We start from the raw sequence: 15838 nt of genomic DNA on the forward strand, positions 1-15838 counted from the left end.
CTTGGTCACAGGCGGCTCTCCTTATTCTGGCCCCAGGCGTTGAATTGGGTATCGCATTGCCACAAGGGCTCTATGATTTCTGACGTCGTTTCGCCTTGAAGCCGCGCCGGATCACTGCCAAGAATTTTCTGGATCAGCGCCTGGCGCTCGCTGGCGATAGCCTGGGTCATTTGCTTATCCTCAGCGCGGTCGAAGTAGCGTTTGCCGCCAATCCACACTGCCTGGCTCTTGGCATAAACCGATAGGGGGTTGGCATCCCAGAGCACCAAATCTGCCTGTTTTCCCTCTTCAATTGAACCTGTTATGGCGTCTATTCCGAGCTGTTTGGCGGGGTTGATGGTTACCATCTTCCAGGCATCTTCCTGGGACATGTCGCAGTATTTCACCGACTTGGCGGCTTCCTGATTCAGGCGCCGCTGCATCTCAAAGTCATCTGAGTTAATCGAGGTGAGCACGCCGGCATTCATCATCAAACAGGCGTTTTGCGGAATGGCATCATAGACCTCAAATTTATAGGCCCACCAGTCGGCAAAGGTGGAAGCACCGGCACCATGAGCCGCCAACTCGGGGGCCAGCTTGTAGCCTTCCAGTACATGGGTGAAGGCGGTGACCTTGAAATCGTAGGCCTCGGCGAGGCGCAAGAACATCAGGATTTCAGACTGGACATAGGAGTGAATATGCACATCGCGCTCGCCATTCAGCACTTGGGCAATCGCCTGTAAACGATAATCGGGGCGAGGGGAGAGCTGCTTACGTTTCTCCCGTGAGCGCAGCTCGGCATATTGGGCCTGGGCGTCTTTATAGTCTCTGGCGGCATTGAAAGCATCACTCATCAGGGCCTTCACCCCCATGCGGCTTTGCGGGAATCTGCGGGTATAACGCTCGCCCCAGTTGCTCTGTTTGACGTTTTCCCCCAAAGCAAACTTAATCCCCTGATGGGCCCGGGTGAACTTGAGTCCCTCGGCCGATTCACCCCAGCGCAGTTGAATAACCTGCGACTGGCCACCTATAGGGTTGGCACTGCCATGCAGCAGATTGGCGGTAGTGACGCCACCGGCCAAGGAGCGATAGATGGCAATATCATCCGGGTTAAGCACATCGGCTATTTGTACTTCTGAGGTGATGGCATCGGACATCTCATTGAGGCCGCCGTTCACGGCAATGTGGGAATGCTCATCTATGATCCCGGCAGTCAGGTGCATGTCTGCTCCCTCTATGACCTGATAACCTGCCGGAGTGCTGAGATCTGTGCCAATCTTTTCAATCTTGCCGTTGGCCATAAGCAGGTCGCTGTTGCCAATAATGCCTGCCTCACTTGAAGTCCAGAGGGTGACATTGCGGATATGCAGTTTTTCCGTACCTGGCAGCTCACTGCGGCCATAGGCTTGCAGTGGACTCGTCAAACGACTGAGATACTCGGGTTCAGTCTTTGGCCCGGTCTTTGACACAGTTTTGGGGCTTGTTGCCTGACTATTTGTCCGCGTATCCTCTTCTGTCTCTTGCATTAAAAGCGCTTGTGGCAATCTTGAGCCGGCCAGTTGAGTCACGGTGCCATCGGCACTCAAGAGTCTTCCTCTCAATCCTTCATCATCTTGCCATAGAGTCAATCTACTGATGCCATTTATGCCGGCACCCTGCAAATTGACGCTGAAACTCAGGCGTTTGCTGTCGGCTTTCAGGTGAGCAAGCGCTATCTGTTGATCGCCACTGCTGAGGTTGCCCCTGAGTTTTCGGGGCGTTTGCTGGGTCAGTTGCAGCTCAAGATCCAATTCCAGTTCAGCCAAATGCAGGCGATAACTGCCTTGCCACTGGAATTCCGGAGCCAGCTGTTTTTGCTCTTCGCCCTGCAACCATACGCTGACTATTTCGCCGTCCTGAAACAGATTGCCTTTGGCTATCACCAGATCGGCCATATAGCCGGGCGCCAGTTTACCGACCAAATTATCTATGCCGGCGGCCGCAGCGGCTTCTGTGGTCAGCGCTGCCAATGCGGTTTCTTCGTCGAGACCGGCTTGCAGCGCCATTCTCAACCTGGGCCAAAAGGCTTTACCGTCCATGCCGTATTGGGTGAAGGAGAAGGGGATATTGTTGGCGGCCATCACAGCAGGATTGCTCGGTGCCCGCTCCCAGTGTCTCAAGGTTCTGAGTGGTACTTCCCTGGCATTGTCTTCATCACTGACCTGAGGGGCAGCGGGGAAGTTCAACGGCAATATCAACACGGGTCGATATTCTTGCAGTTCTCTCACTCTTGCATATTCCTGGCCATTTCCCAGTAAGATTGGCTGGATATCTTCTTGGCTCAAGAGTTTGGCTGCACGCAACTGGTTATTGAGGTTTCGGGTGTCAAATATCGCACCACGATTTTTTATATCGTGCAAGCGCTCAAGGGCGATATTAAATTCCGGTGACAATAAATCCTCGCGGCCGGCTGCTTTCATTTTATTCTGGTTATACCAGTTGGCATCACTGAGAGTCTGTCTTATTAACGCTATGCTTCCCATCAGGGCGTTGGGGTAGTCCTGTGGTGAATTGCCTTTATCAAAAGCCATAAAATGTCGACTTTGGGGATTATATATCAGTTGATTGCTATTCTTGTCCGCCAAAGACAGTGAAACACCAATTCCCCTGAATATTCCGTTAAGATGAGCACTCTGAACGCTGGTAAAGCCATTGCTTATCCAATTTGACGCGGCTTCTTTATCTGCCAATACATAGGAAAACCATTCTTTCTCTGCGTGAATAGCCCCATTTGCAGCCACAGCCCCTTTGGGGTTTATCCGATAGACAGGGCCTTCAATAGTTGCCGGCGATTCTGAATACTCCAAGCCATATTCGGCAAAGGGATCGATAAACCCCGGATAGATGGTGTAACCATTGAGATCTATCTTATAAGCATTTTGTGGAATTTCATTATTGGAAATAACTTGCTTTATCCGGTTATTTTCAATAAGCAGGGTAGCGTTATCCAATTGCTTACCCGGGGAGAGCATGAGTTTGGCGTGGGTTAAGGCGGTCAATCTCGGAGTATTGTCTGTCAGTTGCGTTTCATCGGCGTAGGCGCTGCAGGCCACAAGGCTGATAAACAGCAGTTTTGCGGCGGGGAAAGAGGGTTTCATCTGTTGTGGCTACCTTGTCATTATTCTTTTGGGGAAAAGTCACAGCTATCAGTAAAAAGATATGAACATCAGTATATATTCACTACTTTTTTACCAAAGAGTTACAGATATCCATAATACAAAAAGGTATCTGAGGCCGACGGGATACATGGCTGTGCTGATGTCCATAAAAGTTAACCCAGTCAAAATGTAAATGCCAAGGCGTAATTGTAAGGCTTTTTAACAGATGCCAGACGTCTATCAGACATAAAAAAGCCCCGACACTGTCGAGGCTTAAGTAAATAGATGCCTGATTAGATCAGGAAATCATCCATTGAACGACCTTTGTCTACTTCGTTCTTGAATACAGTTGGCATACGGCCTTGACCGGTCCAAGTAATAGTTTCACCATCTACAACGATTTTGTATTTTGGTGGGCGAGGAGCACGCTTCTTGGGAGCAGCCTTGGCGGCAGCAACATTACCCAGATCTTCAACAGACAGGCCAACGGCTTCCATCTGCTTACGGATATCTTCTATTTTAGAAAGACGTTCAGCTTGTGCCTTTTCTTCTTCCTTGGCTTCCTCTTCACGATCAATAATGATCTTATCCAATTTGGCAGCCAGATCGCGCAGATCTGCAACGCTCAACTCTTTTACTGCGGCCTTAAAACGACGACCGTGAGTCAATATATCAAGAAAATCGCTCATAAGTATTTTGGTCCCACGCTAATTTATAAATTGGGTTATGGTGAACATCGCTATAAATAATAGAAACTATAAGAGTCTGGATCAAATATTTTTACGCCAATTGACATTAATTTCTTTATTTAACTCAATTCTATGACCATGAAAGTTGCCAAGTGTTCAAAAAACTGGCCTTAAAGTGTGACAGAAGTGACAAACGAGCGTTTAAGTTGCTGTTGACGTTAACGTCAACAGCACGTAAAGTTGAGCCATCCTGTACTGATGGCCCTGGTATCATCGGTACGCAACCCACATTAGATACAAGGTGTAGGAAGGAAACCCTATGAAAGTATTGGTGCCAGTAAAACGTGTGGTCGATGCCAATGTGAAGGTCAGGGTCAAGGCCGACAACACAGGCGTTGAAACAGCCAACCTGAAAATGGCGTTGAATCCATTTTGTGAGATTGCGGTAGAAGAAGCCGTGCGTCTGAAAGAAGCCGGCAGTGCTTCTGAAGTCGTCGTTGTCAGCATAGGTCCCAAGGCGGCACAGGAGCAACTGCGTACCGCACTAGCTCTGGGTGCCGACCGTGCCATTCACATCGAAACCGATGAAGAGCTGGTGCCCCTTTCTATTGCCAAACTGCTCAAGGCGGTGCAGGACAAGGAACAGGCGCAACTTATTCTGCTCGGTAAGCAGTCCATCGACGGCGATAACAATCAGACAGGACAGATGCTGGCGGCGCTCGCCGGTATGCCTCAGGCAACCTTTGCATCTGAAGTGAAGCTGGAAGGCGAAACTCTGCTGGTCACCCGTGAAGTGGATGGCGGCTTACAGACTCTGTCCATGCCTCTGCCTGCCGTGGTCACCGCAGATCTGCGTCTGAATGAGCCCCGCTATGCTTCTTTGCCCAATATCATGAAAGCCAAGCGCAAGCCGCTGGAGACCATGAGCATTGATGACCTGGGAGTGGCGCTCAAGCAGCACGTACAGGTGTTGGAGGTAGCAACGCCGGCCAGCCGTCAGGCGGGTGTGATGGTGGCTTCCGTTGAGGAGCTGGTGGACAAGTTGAAAAACGAAGCGAAGGTGATCTAAATGGCCGTATTAGTAATAGCTGAACACGATAATGCCAGCCTGAAACAGGACACAGCCAAAGTTGTCGCCGCAGCCAAAGCCATAGGGGGAGATATTCACCTCTTGGTTGCCGGTCAGGATTGTAAGGCCGCCGCCGATGCTGCCGCCAAGCTTGAAGGCGTCAGTAAAGTACTGCTGGCCGATAACCCTGCCTATGGTGCTCATCTTGCCGACAATATTGGTGAACTCATCTTGTCTCTGAGTGGTGACTACAGCCACATTCTGGCTGCAGCTTCAAGCCAGGGTAAGGACATACTGCCAAGAGTGGCGGCTTTGCTGGATGTGGCTCAACTTTCGGAGATCACCAAGGTGATTGATGCCGAGACTTTTGTCCGTCCCGTTTATGCCGGTAACGCCATGGCAACCGTTAAGAGTCTGGACGATAAGAAAGTGGCCACTGTGCGCGCCAGCGCCTTCGACGCCGTTGCCGAGACAGGCTCAGCTGAAATCAATCAGCTCGATAGCGTCTTTGACGCCAAGAGCAGCTTTGTATCCCAGAGCCTGACCGAGTCGGCTCGTCCGGAGCTTGGCAGCGCCAGAGTCATTGTTTCCGGTGGTCGCGGTATGGGTAGTGGCGAAAACTTTGCCATGCTGGAAGCCTTGGCCGATAAGCTGGGCGCCGCCGTAGGTGCATCGCGGGCAGCAGTGGATGCCGGCTTTGTTCCCAACGACCTGCAGGTTGGCCAGACGGGTAAAATCGTGGCGCCAGAGCTTTATATCGCTGTGGGTATCTCCGGGGCGATTCAGCATCTGGCCGGTATGAAGGACTCAAAAGTCATTGTGGCCATCAACAAAGATCCTGAAGCGCCTATCTTCCAGGTTGCCGATTATGGTCTGGAAGCTGACCTGTTTGATGTTGTGCCTAAATTGAACGAGTTGATTTAATCTGTGATCTAGGTCACGATAGGCGGCTTTGGGGTAGCATCCTCAAAGCCGCCTATGTTTTTATGTGCCTCACGCCTGACATCAGGCGTCCTGAGAAGTAGAGGCGCACTAAATATCAGTAGCGGTAAGCAGGGTGATTCCGTTTATGTATCGCGAAAGGATTTGGTGCCGAAGTGGTTGCGACTTATCAAGGTCCACCGCTGGGGCTGTTACCAAATAGGGGCAGCACTGCCATAGTATATTCTGTCGGGATGACAGATTGACGTTACTATGGAGCGCTACTGAAAGGACAGGTGCTACTCGGTATGCCATTGCCTTTTCCCACCAGTTCAGTTGCCCTCCATTCGTATTTAACGAAGAACAAGACTCAATGACACTAACAAGTTATGCCGATTCGGCACTCTCTTTGTTGCCGCCGGTTGTGGCAATTTTATTGGCGATCCTCACCCGTCGGGTGCTGTTATCGCTGGGGCTGGGGATATTGATTGGAGCCCTGTTGCTCAATCAATGGTCGGTATTGGACACCGGGGTTTATCTGGGGCAAAGGGTGCTTTCCCTGGTATGGGACGATGACGCTTTCAATGCCTGGAACCTGTATATTCTGGGATTCCTGGTGCTGCTGGGGATGATCACTGCGCTGATCACCGTCAGTGGCTCGGCCAGGGCCTTTGCCAACTGGGCCAGACAGCATATCCGTAATCGCCGTGATGCCAAGCTGCTGACCATGTTTCTCGGCTGTGCGGTGTTTATCGATGACTACTTCAATAGCTTGGTGGTGGGCAGTATCGCTAGGCCTCTGACCGACAGATACTATATCTCCCGCTCCAAACTGGCGTATCTTTTGGATTCTACCGCGGCACCCGTGTGCGTTATCTCGCCGGTGTCCAGTTGGGGCGCCTATATTATCGCCCTTATCGGCGGCATTCTCACCGCTCACGGTTTTACTGAAGTAGGACATCTGAGTGCTTTCGTGCAGATGATCCCTATGAACTTCTATGCCCTGTTTGCCCTTGCGCTCTTGCTGTGTGTCACCTTTATGGAGCTGGATATTGGCGCCATGCGCAAACACGAGCTCAACGCCCGCAAGGGCAATCTCTATGATGAGTCCAAGGGGTTGCCCCCCGGTGCCAATGCCGATCTGCCCGAGGCGGAAACCGGCCAGGTGCACGGCCTGTTCCTGCCCATAGGTGTCTTGGTGGTGGCGACCTTCTATTTTATGGTTTCCAGTGGTGCCGATGCCCTGGCGGCAGAAAGCCTGCCTTTCAGTATCATAGGTGCCTTCGAGAAAACCGATGTGGGCTCGTCACTGTTTTTCGGCGCCTCCATCGGCCTGGTGGTGACGCTGCTGCTGGCCTTTATCCAGAAGATTGAAGCCAAGATGATCCTCAAGGCACTCACCTCGGGTGCCCGTTCCATGTTGCCGGCCATCTATATTCTGATGTTTGCCTGGACCATAGCCGGGATCATCGGCTCACTGGAAACCGGCAAGTTTATGGCCAGCCTCGCCAGTGGCAATATTCCCTTTGCCTTGTTGCCGGCCGTGCTATTTATTTTGGCTGGGCTTACCGCCTTTTCTACCGGCACCAGCTGGGGCACCTTTGGTATCATGTTGCCGATTGCCGCCGATATGGCCATGGGCAGCCACAGTGGCATGATGTTGCCTATGCTGGCCGCCGTGCTTTCCGGGGCTGTGTTTGGCGATCACTGCTCGCCGATATCGGACACCACGATTCTGTCATCCACAGGTGCCAGCTGCCATCATATCGACCATGTGCTGACTCAGTTGCCCTATGCGGTCTTGGTAGCAGTTATTTCCCTCGGCGGCTATATAGTACTCGGCTTTACCGAGTCGGTATGGCTTGGGCTTGCCAGCAGTTGTGTGCTGTTTATGCTGGGGCTGGTGTGGCTCAAGTGGCAGCAGCCCAAAAACAGTGCTGCCTAGCCGGCCAATTAAAAAACGCTGCCTCGGCAGCGTTTTTTGTTACCTATAGTTCAGGGCTATCTGAGTTGGAGGCGTACTCTCGTCTTGGATATTCAGGCTAAATACCTATTGATTCAAACTGGCCTCGCCAATTATTTTTGTGGCAGCTCTATTGAGTTTTCCGTGATGACGCGAGCCGATGCCGAGCGGGCAAACAGAGTCAAACTCGTCGCTATGGCCAGAACAATAACCGTCGGGACAATCCAAGCTGCATAGCAAGCGTATAAGGGTAGATATTGGTTCAAAATTGCATCCAGGCTGGCAGGCATACTGCCGAGAATATGCAAGGCGTCCAGAGCGCCAAAAATCAACGCTGCCGCTAAGGTTGCAAGTACGCCAGACATGGACACAAGGCGCCGTAGCGGGGCAATCAATAACAGGGCAATCGCAATCGGATGCAGGGCTACCACGACGGGTTGGGTGATCTGCAAAAGTTGCTCCAGACCAATATTGGCAACCAACGCTCCAATTATCATGGTGACCAGCACACTGTTACGGTAAGACACTTTACTGAATGTGCGGCTATAAAACTCACTGCCGGCAGTCGTCACGCCGATTATCGTCGTCAGGCAAGCCAATATCATCACAGCTCCCAACAGCAAGGTACCTAAAATACCAAAATGTGTTGTGGTAAAGGTGGTCAGAATATCCCCGCCGTTACTGTATTCACCGACGCTGCTGGCGCCGATATAAGCCAGGGAGATGTATACCAGTGCCATAGCCACAGCGTACATCAAGGCGGCAATCAGGGTGTACCTGGTAATCGCCTTTGGCTGAGTGACACCCATACTTTTAATCGCGCGGAAGATAACCCATCCAAAACCGATAGAACCCAAGGCGTCCATGGTCATATATCCTTGAGTCACACCTTCGGCAAATGCGCTGCTTACATAGGCGCCGGTCGCTTGGGAAATGCCTTGACTCGGAAACAACAGCGCGGCGATAGCCATTGCCAGTAGGATAGCCATTAGCGCCGGTGTCAACCACTTCCCCAGGTTGTCGACCAGTTTGCCCGGATACAGGGAAAACAGCACAGCGATAATGCAGAAGATAATTGAAAAAGGACCCAGAGCGTTGTCCCCGAAAAACGGGCTAAAACCGAATTGGTAAGCGACTGTGATGGCGCGAGGAATGACAAATGCCGGGCCAATCACGATAAATACCATAATCCAGAACGTGGTAGCCAGAGGGCGGGGAAGTACTGAAGTCAGGTTATCGGAGCCCCCCACCAGGGCCACAATGACCAAAGCAAAGGCGGGTAAGCCCACACCGGCCAGTAGAAAGCCTGCCATGCCCTGAAACAGGTTTTCGCCTGCCTGATAACCCAAAAATGATGGGAAAATAAGGTTGCCGGCGCCCAAGTACATTGCAAAGGTCATAAAACCCAAAGCGGCGATATTGCGTGCACTTAACATAGTCTTCCTCAAGTATGTCAGCTTTGAAGTAACCAGCAAGTGAGCGTTTTGATGACTCTGCCAGCGACTCTCACTGACAGAAAATAAAAGATAATAGCCTGTCAGCCCCGGTTGAGTTCCAGAGAGAGCAGGAGGAGATTGGCGACGGTCACTTGTTGGCGACTAGGCTGCAAGCAACTTGTGGAAGCGACCAATGACATACAGAATCCAGGCTGACAGAAAATACGGGAGGAGGCTCCTCCCTGCGTGGATCCCTTATAAACCTATCTCTTGGAACCTGGCAAGCCTTAAATAGTGGATAGTGTGTATTTCAACATTTTCTCCACTCACAGGAATAAGCCACTAAAAATTCTTTAAAGAAACATTAACGATTCAATCCGACTTCGGCAGGCTCCGGCATGCCTTCAGTCAGATGCCTTGAACGCCAAATTGCTGTGCAAGCCACTCTCTACAAAAGAGAACGTCACGAGGACTTATTCGCACCTTCCTTAGGTATCACATGTCCATTTTCAAGGGGTTGCAAAATAGATCCGGCCCAGATTACGGGGAGAATGATTGCCGGTGCTGGAAGTCGAATAGCTTGTCATAAAAAAACACCTGAGCCGGAAGACTCAGGTGTTTTTTATGCTTAAGTCCGAGGTGTAATCTCGCCCCTCGGACTTAAACTGTTGTCAGCGCTCACTTATCAGAGCAGACCACGACGCTTGAGCAGGGCATCGGTTGTCGGCTCTTGGCCACGGAAGTTTTTGTAAGCTTCCATAGGTGGCACGCTGTTACCCACTTCGCGGATAGTCTTGCGATACTTCATGCCGATATCCCGTTTCAGGCCGCCTTGGGTCTGTACATAGGCAAAGGCATCGGCCGCGAGGATTTCGCTCCACATATAGGCGTAGTAGCTGGCACTGTAGCCACCCGGGAAGGCATGGGCAAAGTAGGTCGACTTGTAACGTGGTGGCACGGCTTCAATGTTCAGGCCGTGCTTTTCAAGCGCCTTGGCTTCAAACTCGGCGACATTCTGCAGCGGTGCGTCCTTGTCCAGTGAGTGCCACTCCATGTCTACCAGGGCGGCTGCCATATACTCCAGGGTGTCGAAGCCCTGGTTGAAGCTGCGGGACTTCAGCAACTTGTCCAGCATCGCCTTGGGTAAAGGCTCGCCGGTTTGGTAGTGCTTGGCATAGTTGGCCAACACTTGTGGATGACCGGCCCAGTCCTCTTCGAAGGTGGATGGGAACTCGACAAAGTCACGGGATACCGCAGTACCGGACAGGCTGGGGTAGGTTACTTTGGAGAACATGCCGTGCGTACCGTGGCCCAACTCGTGGAACATGGTGGTTACTTCGTCATAGCTGACGAAGGTGGCTTCGCCTTCCGGTGCCTTCTTGATGTTCATCACATTGACCACCACAGGCTTGTCGCCCTTGAGCAGGTTCTGGTTGACGAAAGAGCTCATCCAGGCACCGCCGCGCTTGCCTTCACGGGCGAAATAGTCGCCATAGAAGATGGCCATGCTGCTGCCGTCGGCATCGAACATTTCCCAGGCTTTGACATCAGGGTGATAAACCGGCAGATCCGGCCGTGGCTTGAAGGTTACCCCATAGAGTTGGTTGAGGGTAAAGAAGACGCCGTCTTCCAACACTCGATTGAATTCGAAGTAAGGCTTGAGGCTGGCTTCATCCAGATCATATTTCTCCTGGCGCACCAGTTCGGCATAGAAGGCCCAGTCCCAAGGCTTGAGCTGGAACTTGCCACCAGTCTTGTCGATCATCGCCTGGATATCGGCGGCTTCTTTCTGGGTGTTGGCGACAACGGCCGGCACCATGGAGCCGAACATCTCATAGACGGCCTCGGGTGTCTTGGCCATCTGTGGGCTCAGGCGGTAACTGGCCCAGTTATCAAATCCCAGCAGGGCGGCGCGTTCGGCGCGCAGTTGCGCCAGGCGGGCCACCAGAGAGGCGGTTTCGTTTTCACCTTCAAGGCCGCGGTAGGCCGAGGCTTCCCAAATCTGTTTTCTCAGCTCTCGGTTTTTCAGCTGAGCCAGCACAGGCTGGCGAGTGGTGTTGGTGATGCTGATCAGGTATTGACCATCAAGCCCGGCTGCCTTGGCATCGGCCGCGGCATTGCGAATGGCCGAGTCGGACAGACCCTCCAATTGAGCAACGTCAGTAACAGTTACGGCGATTTCTTTGTTCATCCGCATCAGTCGTTGCTGGAATTCGTTCACCAGCTTGGACTGCTCTTCGTTCAAGGCGCGGATCTGGGCTTTTTCGTTCTCGGTCAGCTTGGCGCCGGCGAGCACAAAGCGTTGGTGGTACACCTCAATAAGGCGCACTTCTTCGCTGCTCAGGCCCAATTGCTGCCGTTGAGAGTAGAGGCTGTCGATGCGGGCAAACAGCTCCGGGTTGAGATTGACGTTGTCTGAATGGGCCGCCATCTTGGGCGCCATTTCACCCTGAATTTTACGCAGTTCAGGGTTGGAGTTGGAGCCGGTCAGATTATAGAAAACGCTTGAGGCGCGGCTTAGCAGTTCACCGGATTTTTCCAGGGCGACTATGGTGTTGGCAAAAGTGGGTTTCTCTGGGTTGTTGGCAATGGCCAACACTTCCTGGTAGTGCTCGGCAATACCGGCTTCGAGTGCAGGCTTGAAGTGTTCATCTTTGATCAGGCGAAAATCCGGGGCCTGATATTGCAAGGTGCTCTTGGCAAAAAGTGGATTGCTTTGAGTGGCTTCCGCACTTGCCAGATTTGTGTCCTGAGGATTGTGGGTGCTGCAGCCAGAAATAGCCAGTGTGGCGCCAACGGCCAGCGCCAGAAGAGATTTTCGCATTATTATGACTTCCATCTTTAGTTATGAGTTTTTTAGCGCAACTTAGCACTTGTTGCTTAAAAGTGGCTGAATTTAATGTTTATAGCCTACATAATCGCGACGTTTGCAGGCCAGCAGCTTATTGATAAAGAAGTGTAACAAATTGATTTTAATGGGTAGATTCAGCGAATGCTGAATCAATGCTCAAGTTTGGCTGCATGGGGCATGCATCCTGTATTTATGTGGTAAAAAGTGTAAAATTGCGGCCGGAATTTTTCTCAGGGGAGAGCCGTTTTGGCGCAACTTTATTTCTACTATTCGGCGATGAATGCCGGGAAATCCACCTCTTTACTGCAGTCATCCTATAACTATCGCGAGCGCGGCATGCATACCCTGGTGATGACACCCGCCATAGATGACCGTTTTGGAGTGGGAAAGGTCGCCTCCAGGATCGGTATTGAATGTGATGCACGTATTTTTGCCCATGACGATAATCTGCTTGAGATGATCCGCGCAGAACATGAGCGTCAGCACCTGAATTGTGTGCTGTTTGATGAATCCCAGTTTCTCAGTAAAGAGCAGGTCAAACAGCTGGCCTATGTGGTCGACATCCTGGATATTCCTGTACTTTGTTACGGTTTGCGTACCGACTTCCAGGGCGAGCTGTTTGTTGGCAGTCAGTACTTGTTGGCCTGGGCCGACAAGTTGGTAGAACTGAAAACCATCTGTCACTGTGGTCGCAAGGCCAATATGGTGATCCGTCGTGATGGGGCGGGTAACCCGGTGCGTGAGGGTGAGCAGGTGGCGATAGGCGGCAATGAGAGTTATGAGTCTGTCTGTCGTAAGCACTACCGCGAATTGATTTGGGACTGATGCGAGGCGTCGTGGTTGCAAGCCCAAAGCGACAAGTTCAATAGTAAAAGCCCAGGCGAACAGCCAAAGATATAAATAAAGAGATAAAGAAAGGAAGCTTATGTCGTCTATTTCCCCTGCTGGAAGCCGTATATCCAGGAAGCGGTTACCGGGTTTGTTGCTGTTATTGCTGGGCTCAGTTTTGCCATTGCAGGCCGTCGCAGATAAAGCCGTTCCCGCCTCAGAAATTAAAGTGATTCAAAAGCTTATTTATGAAAGGAAGATGGCAGAGGCGGCGCCCAGACTGGATGCGGCCATAGAAAATTACCCGGACTCCGGGCGGCTGGCATTTTTGCTTGGGCAGCTTTATTACTTCAGCAATATCCCCAATTATCCCAAGGCGGTGGCGGCCTATGACAAGGCCGAGCCCATGCTGTCCAAGGACTCTGAACTGTATTTTTTCCGCGCCGCGGCCAAGGCTCAGGTGCTGTCCGCTTATTCCCAACGCCTGCGTCCGGACTATAGCGGCGCACTGGCCGATTACCGCAAAGCCGAGGCTTTGGGATCGGAGCGTGATCTCAGGTTGGATATTGCCAGGACACTCTATGAAACCCGGGACTATCCGGCAGCGCTGGAGCAGATAAACCGCTATCTCAATAACAAGCCTCAGCTTTGGGCCGATGGCCAGATGCTCAAAGGCAATATCCTGGCACAAGTGGGCCAGCATGAGGCAGCGCTCAAGAGTTATAAACGAGCCGCGAGACAGTATGACTATCTGGATAAGCTGCAGTTTTATCAGGCCGTCAGCTTGCGGGCGTTGGGACGATCCGATGAGGCTCTGGCGCAGCTCGATAAGGGATTAAAGCGTCAGGGCCGTGCGTATTTTCAGCTTGTCTATCTCAAAGCCATGCTGAGCTATGAGCAGAAACAATACCAAGAGGCCGCCCTGTTGTACCAGCAGCTGATTGAAAGGCGCCGCGGCTGGGCCTTACCCTTACTGGGCTATTACAACAGCTTAAGCCAGATGGGAGAGGGACCCATCAGCATCAGCCATATACTGGATCTGGCACTCGAGCTTGACCCTGAAGTGGTGATCCACTTTCATCAGCAGGACCTGTTGCGGCTGTAACGCCGGCGGCCAGTTACTCGGGAATATTCAACTGGCGCTGGGAAGATGCTTTGCGCTTATAAGCCAGATCCAGGCTGGCCAGCTCGCCATGAATGGCCAACAGCGCCTGGGCCAGTTGATAGATAAGCCAACTGTAACCGCTGAGTGCGAAACCTTGATGGGCCGATTCCGGCGAGTCGTCGCTCGGCTCAGATGGCAGTTGCTTAAGTAGCTGTTGCTGCAATTGATAGCCGAGTCCCAGGGGGAGTTTGGGGCAGTCGGGTGTGTTGCCGGCCACATAGTCCGCCAGATAGGCAAACTCTCGCTGCAGCCCGCTGGCCACCAGTTTGACTCTGGCATAGGCCTCATCTTCTTCGGCCTTCCAGCGGGTGAGCAGCAGTAGCTCCAAAAGCGTGATCACCCTTATCTGTTTGTTGGCCAGCTCGGTCAGAGTAGCAGCCTCTTTCTTCAAGGTTTGGCTTTCCCATTCCAGCGAAAACAGCAGTTTTTTCTGCGCCAGCACCGCCTTCATCGCTGTTTCCAGAGACTTACGGGCATTTTCCGGCTCTTCCTGGCCGGCATTGAGATGCTGCTCCAGCACTTGGGTCATGATTTTCAGTGAGCTTGCCAGCTGGACCCGCCAGTCCTGTTTGGCCTTGATTGGCAGCACAAACAGGGATACCAGCACGGCAATCACGCAGCCGATGAGAATATTGGCGGTGCGCCATAAGGCTTCCGAGGTGTCGTGGTTGGCGTCACCTATCACTATGATCATGGTGAACCCAGCCACCAGGTAGGCATAGCTGTAGCGGCCGGCATTGATATAACAGACTATGCTGACCCCGAGGATCAGTAAGCCCATCAAGTCCCAATAGCCGCCCATGGTGATCACCAACAAGACCCCATAGGCCGAGCCCAAGCAGGTGCCTATGGCCCGCTGCAGCGATTTTTCGATAGCGCCGCCCACTTGTGGCAGGCCCATCATGATGATCACTATGGTGACCATGCTCCAGACAAAGTGAGGCAAAGACCAGATGGCGTTGATGGCGGCGGCAATAAACAGCGCCAAGGCCAGTTTTACCGTGTGTACGGCGCGGGAATGGCGATAGATGAAATCGGCGAAGGCGGAGGCTCTGGCAAACAGGGGCATGGCAGTGTCTCAAAAAGCGTATGGGTTGACCGTCAAGGGCAATTATGACAGAGATGAATCGCGATGGAGTCGGCGGTGGCCGCGAAAGGTGCAAACTGGGAGCCACAATTGCTTGACGGCAAAGCCTTTATGCGCTGGATCACAGCTTGTCCCCTGGTGGCATCATTCGAATGTGGTTTTTTGCCTGGGGCAGGTTTACAAGAGGAGGCCCGGGTTAAATCCAGCGTCTGACTCTCTGGCAATAGGTGCGGTAGGGTTCACCAAAGAGCTGCTGCATCGCCCGCTCTTCGGGAAGGATCTGAAAGCGCTGTAAATAGGCAATAAACAGGGCGACCAAGATCAGCAGCCAGAGTGAGTTGAGGAAAAATGTCTGCGCCAGCAGCAAGAACACAAATCCCAGATACATGGGATTGCGTGAGCAGCGATAAATCCCCGAGGTTACCAGCGTTGAACTTTGCTCCGGCACCCTGGGATCCGGTGTCGTCCCATGGCGTTTGAAACTGAGCACTCCCGCCAATGGGATAATCAGCCCGGCCGCCAACAGAGAAAAAGCAAGGCTCAGGCTGAGGGTGGAATGCAGGCCGGAAGAGGGCAGCCAATAGGACGTCAGTTGCAGCAAAAGAGCAAACAGCAACAAGAGAGCCAGGGGCGGCAGTTTCTTTTCCAGTCCAGACATGAATGATGCAGCTGTGAGTATCAGGTGCCGCTTAAGATGACACGGCCCAAGCTGT

General features: G+C 52.3%; 11 protein-coding genes and 1 riboswitch. Of the genes, 5 read left to right on the forward strand and 6 right to left on the reverse strand.

Annotated elements, in window-relative coordinates:
* Positions 1–5: 5 nt before the first annotated feature.
* A complete protein-coding gene (locus ACMHXI_RS20970; protein WP_413736033.1) occupies positions 6–3116 on the reverse strand; it encodes an amidohydrolase family protein in 3111 nt (1036 codons plus the stop codon).
* 293 nt (positions 3117–3409) lie between these two features.
* Positions 3410–3805: an H-NS family nucleoid-associated regulatory protein gene (locus ACMHXI_RS20975; RefSeq protein ID WP_025009415.1), complete on the reverse strand. Its 396-nt coding sequence runs from the start codon at positions 3803–3805 to the stop codon at positions 3410–3412.
* A gap of 319 nt (positions 3806–4124) precedes the next feature.
* Between ACMHXI_RS20975 and ACMHXI_RS20980 the strand changes: the two genes are divergently transcribed.
* The 3 genes from ACMHXI_RS20980 (at position 4125) to ACMHXI_RS20990 (ending at position 7740) form a co-directional block, all read left to right on the forward strand.
* Positions 4125–4874 carry an electron transfer flavoprotein subunit beta/FixA family protein gene (locus tag ACMHXI_RS20980; protein WP_025009414.1) on the forward strand — a complete coding sequence of 250 codons (750 nt, stop codon included), beginning with the start codon at positions 4125–4127 and terminating at the stop codon, positions 4872–4874.
* Positions 4875–5798: an electron transfer flavoprotein subunit alpha/FixB family protein gene (locus ACMHXI_RS20985; RefSeq protein WP_071237876.1), complete on the forward strand. Its 924-nt coding sequence runs from the start codon at positions 4875–4877 to the stop codon at positions 5796–5798.
* Positions 5799–5888: 90 nt separating this feature from the next.
* A riboswitch (Lysine riboswitch) is annotated at positions 5889–6087 on the forward strand.
* A gap of 81 nt (positions 6088–6168) precedes the next feature.
* On the forward strand, positions 6169–7740 hold the full coding sequence (locus tag ACMHXI_RS20990) for a Na+/H+ antiporter NhaC family protein (protein WP_190535165.1): 1572 nt from the start codon (positions 6169–6171) through the stop codon (positions 7738–7740).
* Positions 7741–7871: 131 nt separating this feature from the next.
* On the opposite strand, the gene brnQ is transcribed toward ACMHXI_RS20990, so the two are convergent.
* Together brnQ and ACMHXI_RS21000 are read right to left on the reverse strand one after the other, a co-directional pair.
* The gene (gene brnQ, locus ACMHXI_RS20995) at positions 7872–9194 is read right to left on the reverse strand and encodes a branched-chain amino acid transport system II carrier protein (RefSeq protein WP_413736036.1); all 1323 of its coding nucleotides are present in this window, start codon (positions 9192–9194) and stop codon (positions 7872–7874) included.
* Positions 9195–9879: 685 nt separating this feature from the next.
* On the reverse strand, positions 9880–12018 hold the full coding sequence (locus ACMHXI_RS21000; RefSeq protein ID WP_144164734.1) for a M3 family metallopeptidase: 2139 nt from the start codon (positions 12016–12018) through the stop codon (positions 9880–9882).
* Positions 12019–12291: 273 nt separating this feature from the next.
* Here ACMHXI_RS21000 and ACMHXI_RS21005 point away from each other — a divergent pair, with 273 nt between their 5' ends.
* Together ACMHXI_RS21005 and ACMHXI_RS21010 are read left to right on the forward strand one after the other, a co-directional pair.
* On the forward strand, positions 12292–12870 hold the full coding sequence (locus tag ACMHXI_RS21005; protein ID WP_025009412.1) for a thymidine kinase: 579 nt from the start codon (positions 12292–12294) through the stop codon (positions 12868–12870).
* Positions 12871–13132: 262 nt separating this feature from the next.
* Complete coding sequence (locus ACMHXI_RS21010; protein ID WP_413736039.1) at positions 13133–13978, forward strand: tetratricopeptide repeat protein; 846 nt, start codon at positions 13133–13135, stop codon at positions 13976–13978.
* A gap of 13 nt (positions 13979–13991) precedes the next feature.
* Here the strand turns inward: ACMHXI_RS21010 and ACMHXI_RS21015 are convergent, their stop codons facing one another.
* Positions 13992–15107, reverse strand: coding sequence for an FUSC family protein (locus ACMHXI_RS21015; RefSeq protein WP_413736040.1), 1116 nt, complete (start codon positions 15105–15107; stop codon positions 13992–13994).
* A gap of 214 nt (positions 15108–15321) precedes the next feature.
* Positions 15322–15783: a methyltransferase family protein gene (locus ACMHXI_RS21020; RefSeq protein ID WP_117200463.1), complete on the reverse strand. Its 462-nt coding sequence runs from the start codon at positions 15781–15783 to the stop codon at positions 15322–15324.
* Positions 15784–15838 lie beyond the last annotated feature (55 nt).

Origin of the sequence: Shewanella sp. BJSY2023SW005, from assembly GCF_047314585.1 — a bacterium.
Lineage (GTDB): Bacteria > Pseudomonadota > Gammaproteobacteria > Enterobacterales > Shewanellaceae > Shewanella > Shewanella algae.

Excerpts from the sequence above, each read along its gene's own strand:
- ACMHXI_RS21015 (WP_413736040.1), bottom strand. The coding sequence starts at position 15,107 with ATGCCCCTGTTTGCCAGAGCCTCCGCCTTCGCCGATTTCATCTATCGC.
- ACMHXI_RS21020 (WP_117200463.1), bottom strand. The coding sequence starts at position 15,783 with ATGTCTGGACTGGAAAAGAAACTGCCGCCCCTGGCTCTCTTGTTGCTG.
- ACMHXI_RS21010 (WP_413736039.1), top strand. The coding sequence starts at position 13,133 with ATGGCAGAGGCGGCGCCCAGACTGGATGCGGCCATAGAAAATTACCCG.
- ACMHXI_RS20980 (WP_025009414.1), top strand. The coding sequence starts at position 4,125 with ATGAAAGTATTGGTGCCAGTAAAACGTGTGGTCGATGCCAATGTGAAG.
- brnQ (WP_413736036.1), bottom strand. The coding sequence starts at position 9,194 with ATGTTAAGTGCACGCAATATCGCCGCTTTGGGTTTTATGACCTTTGCA.
- ACMHXI_RS20985 (WP_071237876.1), top strand. The coding sequence starts at position 4,875 with ATGGCCGTATTAGTAATAGCTGAACACGATAATGCCAGCCTGAAACAG.
- ACMHXI_RS20975 (WP_025009415.1), bottom strand. The coding sequence starts at position 3,805 with ATGAGCGATTTTCTTGATATATTGACTCACGGTCGTCGTTTTAAGGCC.
- ACMHXI_RS21000 (WP_144164734.1), bottom strand. The coding sequence starts at position 12,018 with ATGCGAAAATCTCTTCTGGCGCTGGCCGTTGGCGCCACACTGGCTATT.
- ACMHXI_RS20990 (WP_190535165.1), top strand. The coding sequence starts at position 6,169 with ATGACACTAACAAGTTATGCCGATTCGGCACTCTCTTTGTTGCCGCCG.
- ACMHXI_RS20970 (WP_413736033.1), bottom strand. The coding sequence starts at position 3,116 with ATGAAACCCTCTTTCCCCGCCGCAAAACTGCTGTTTATCAGCCTTGTG.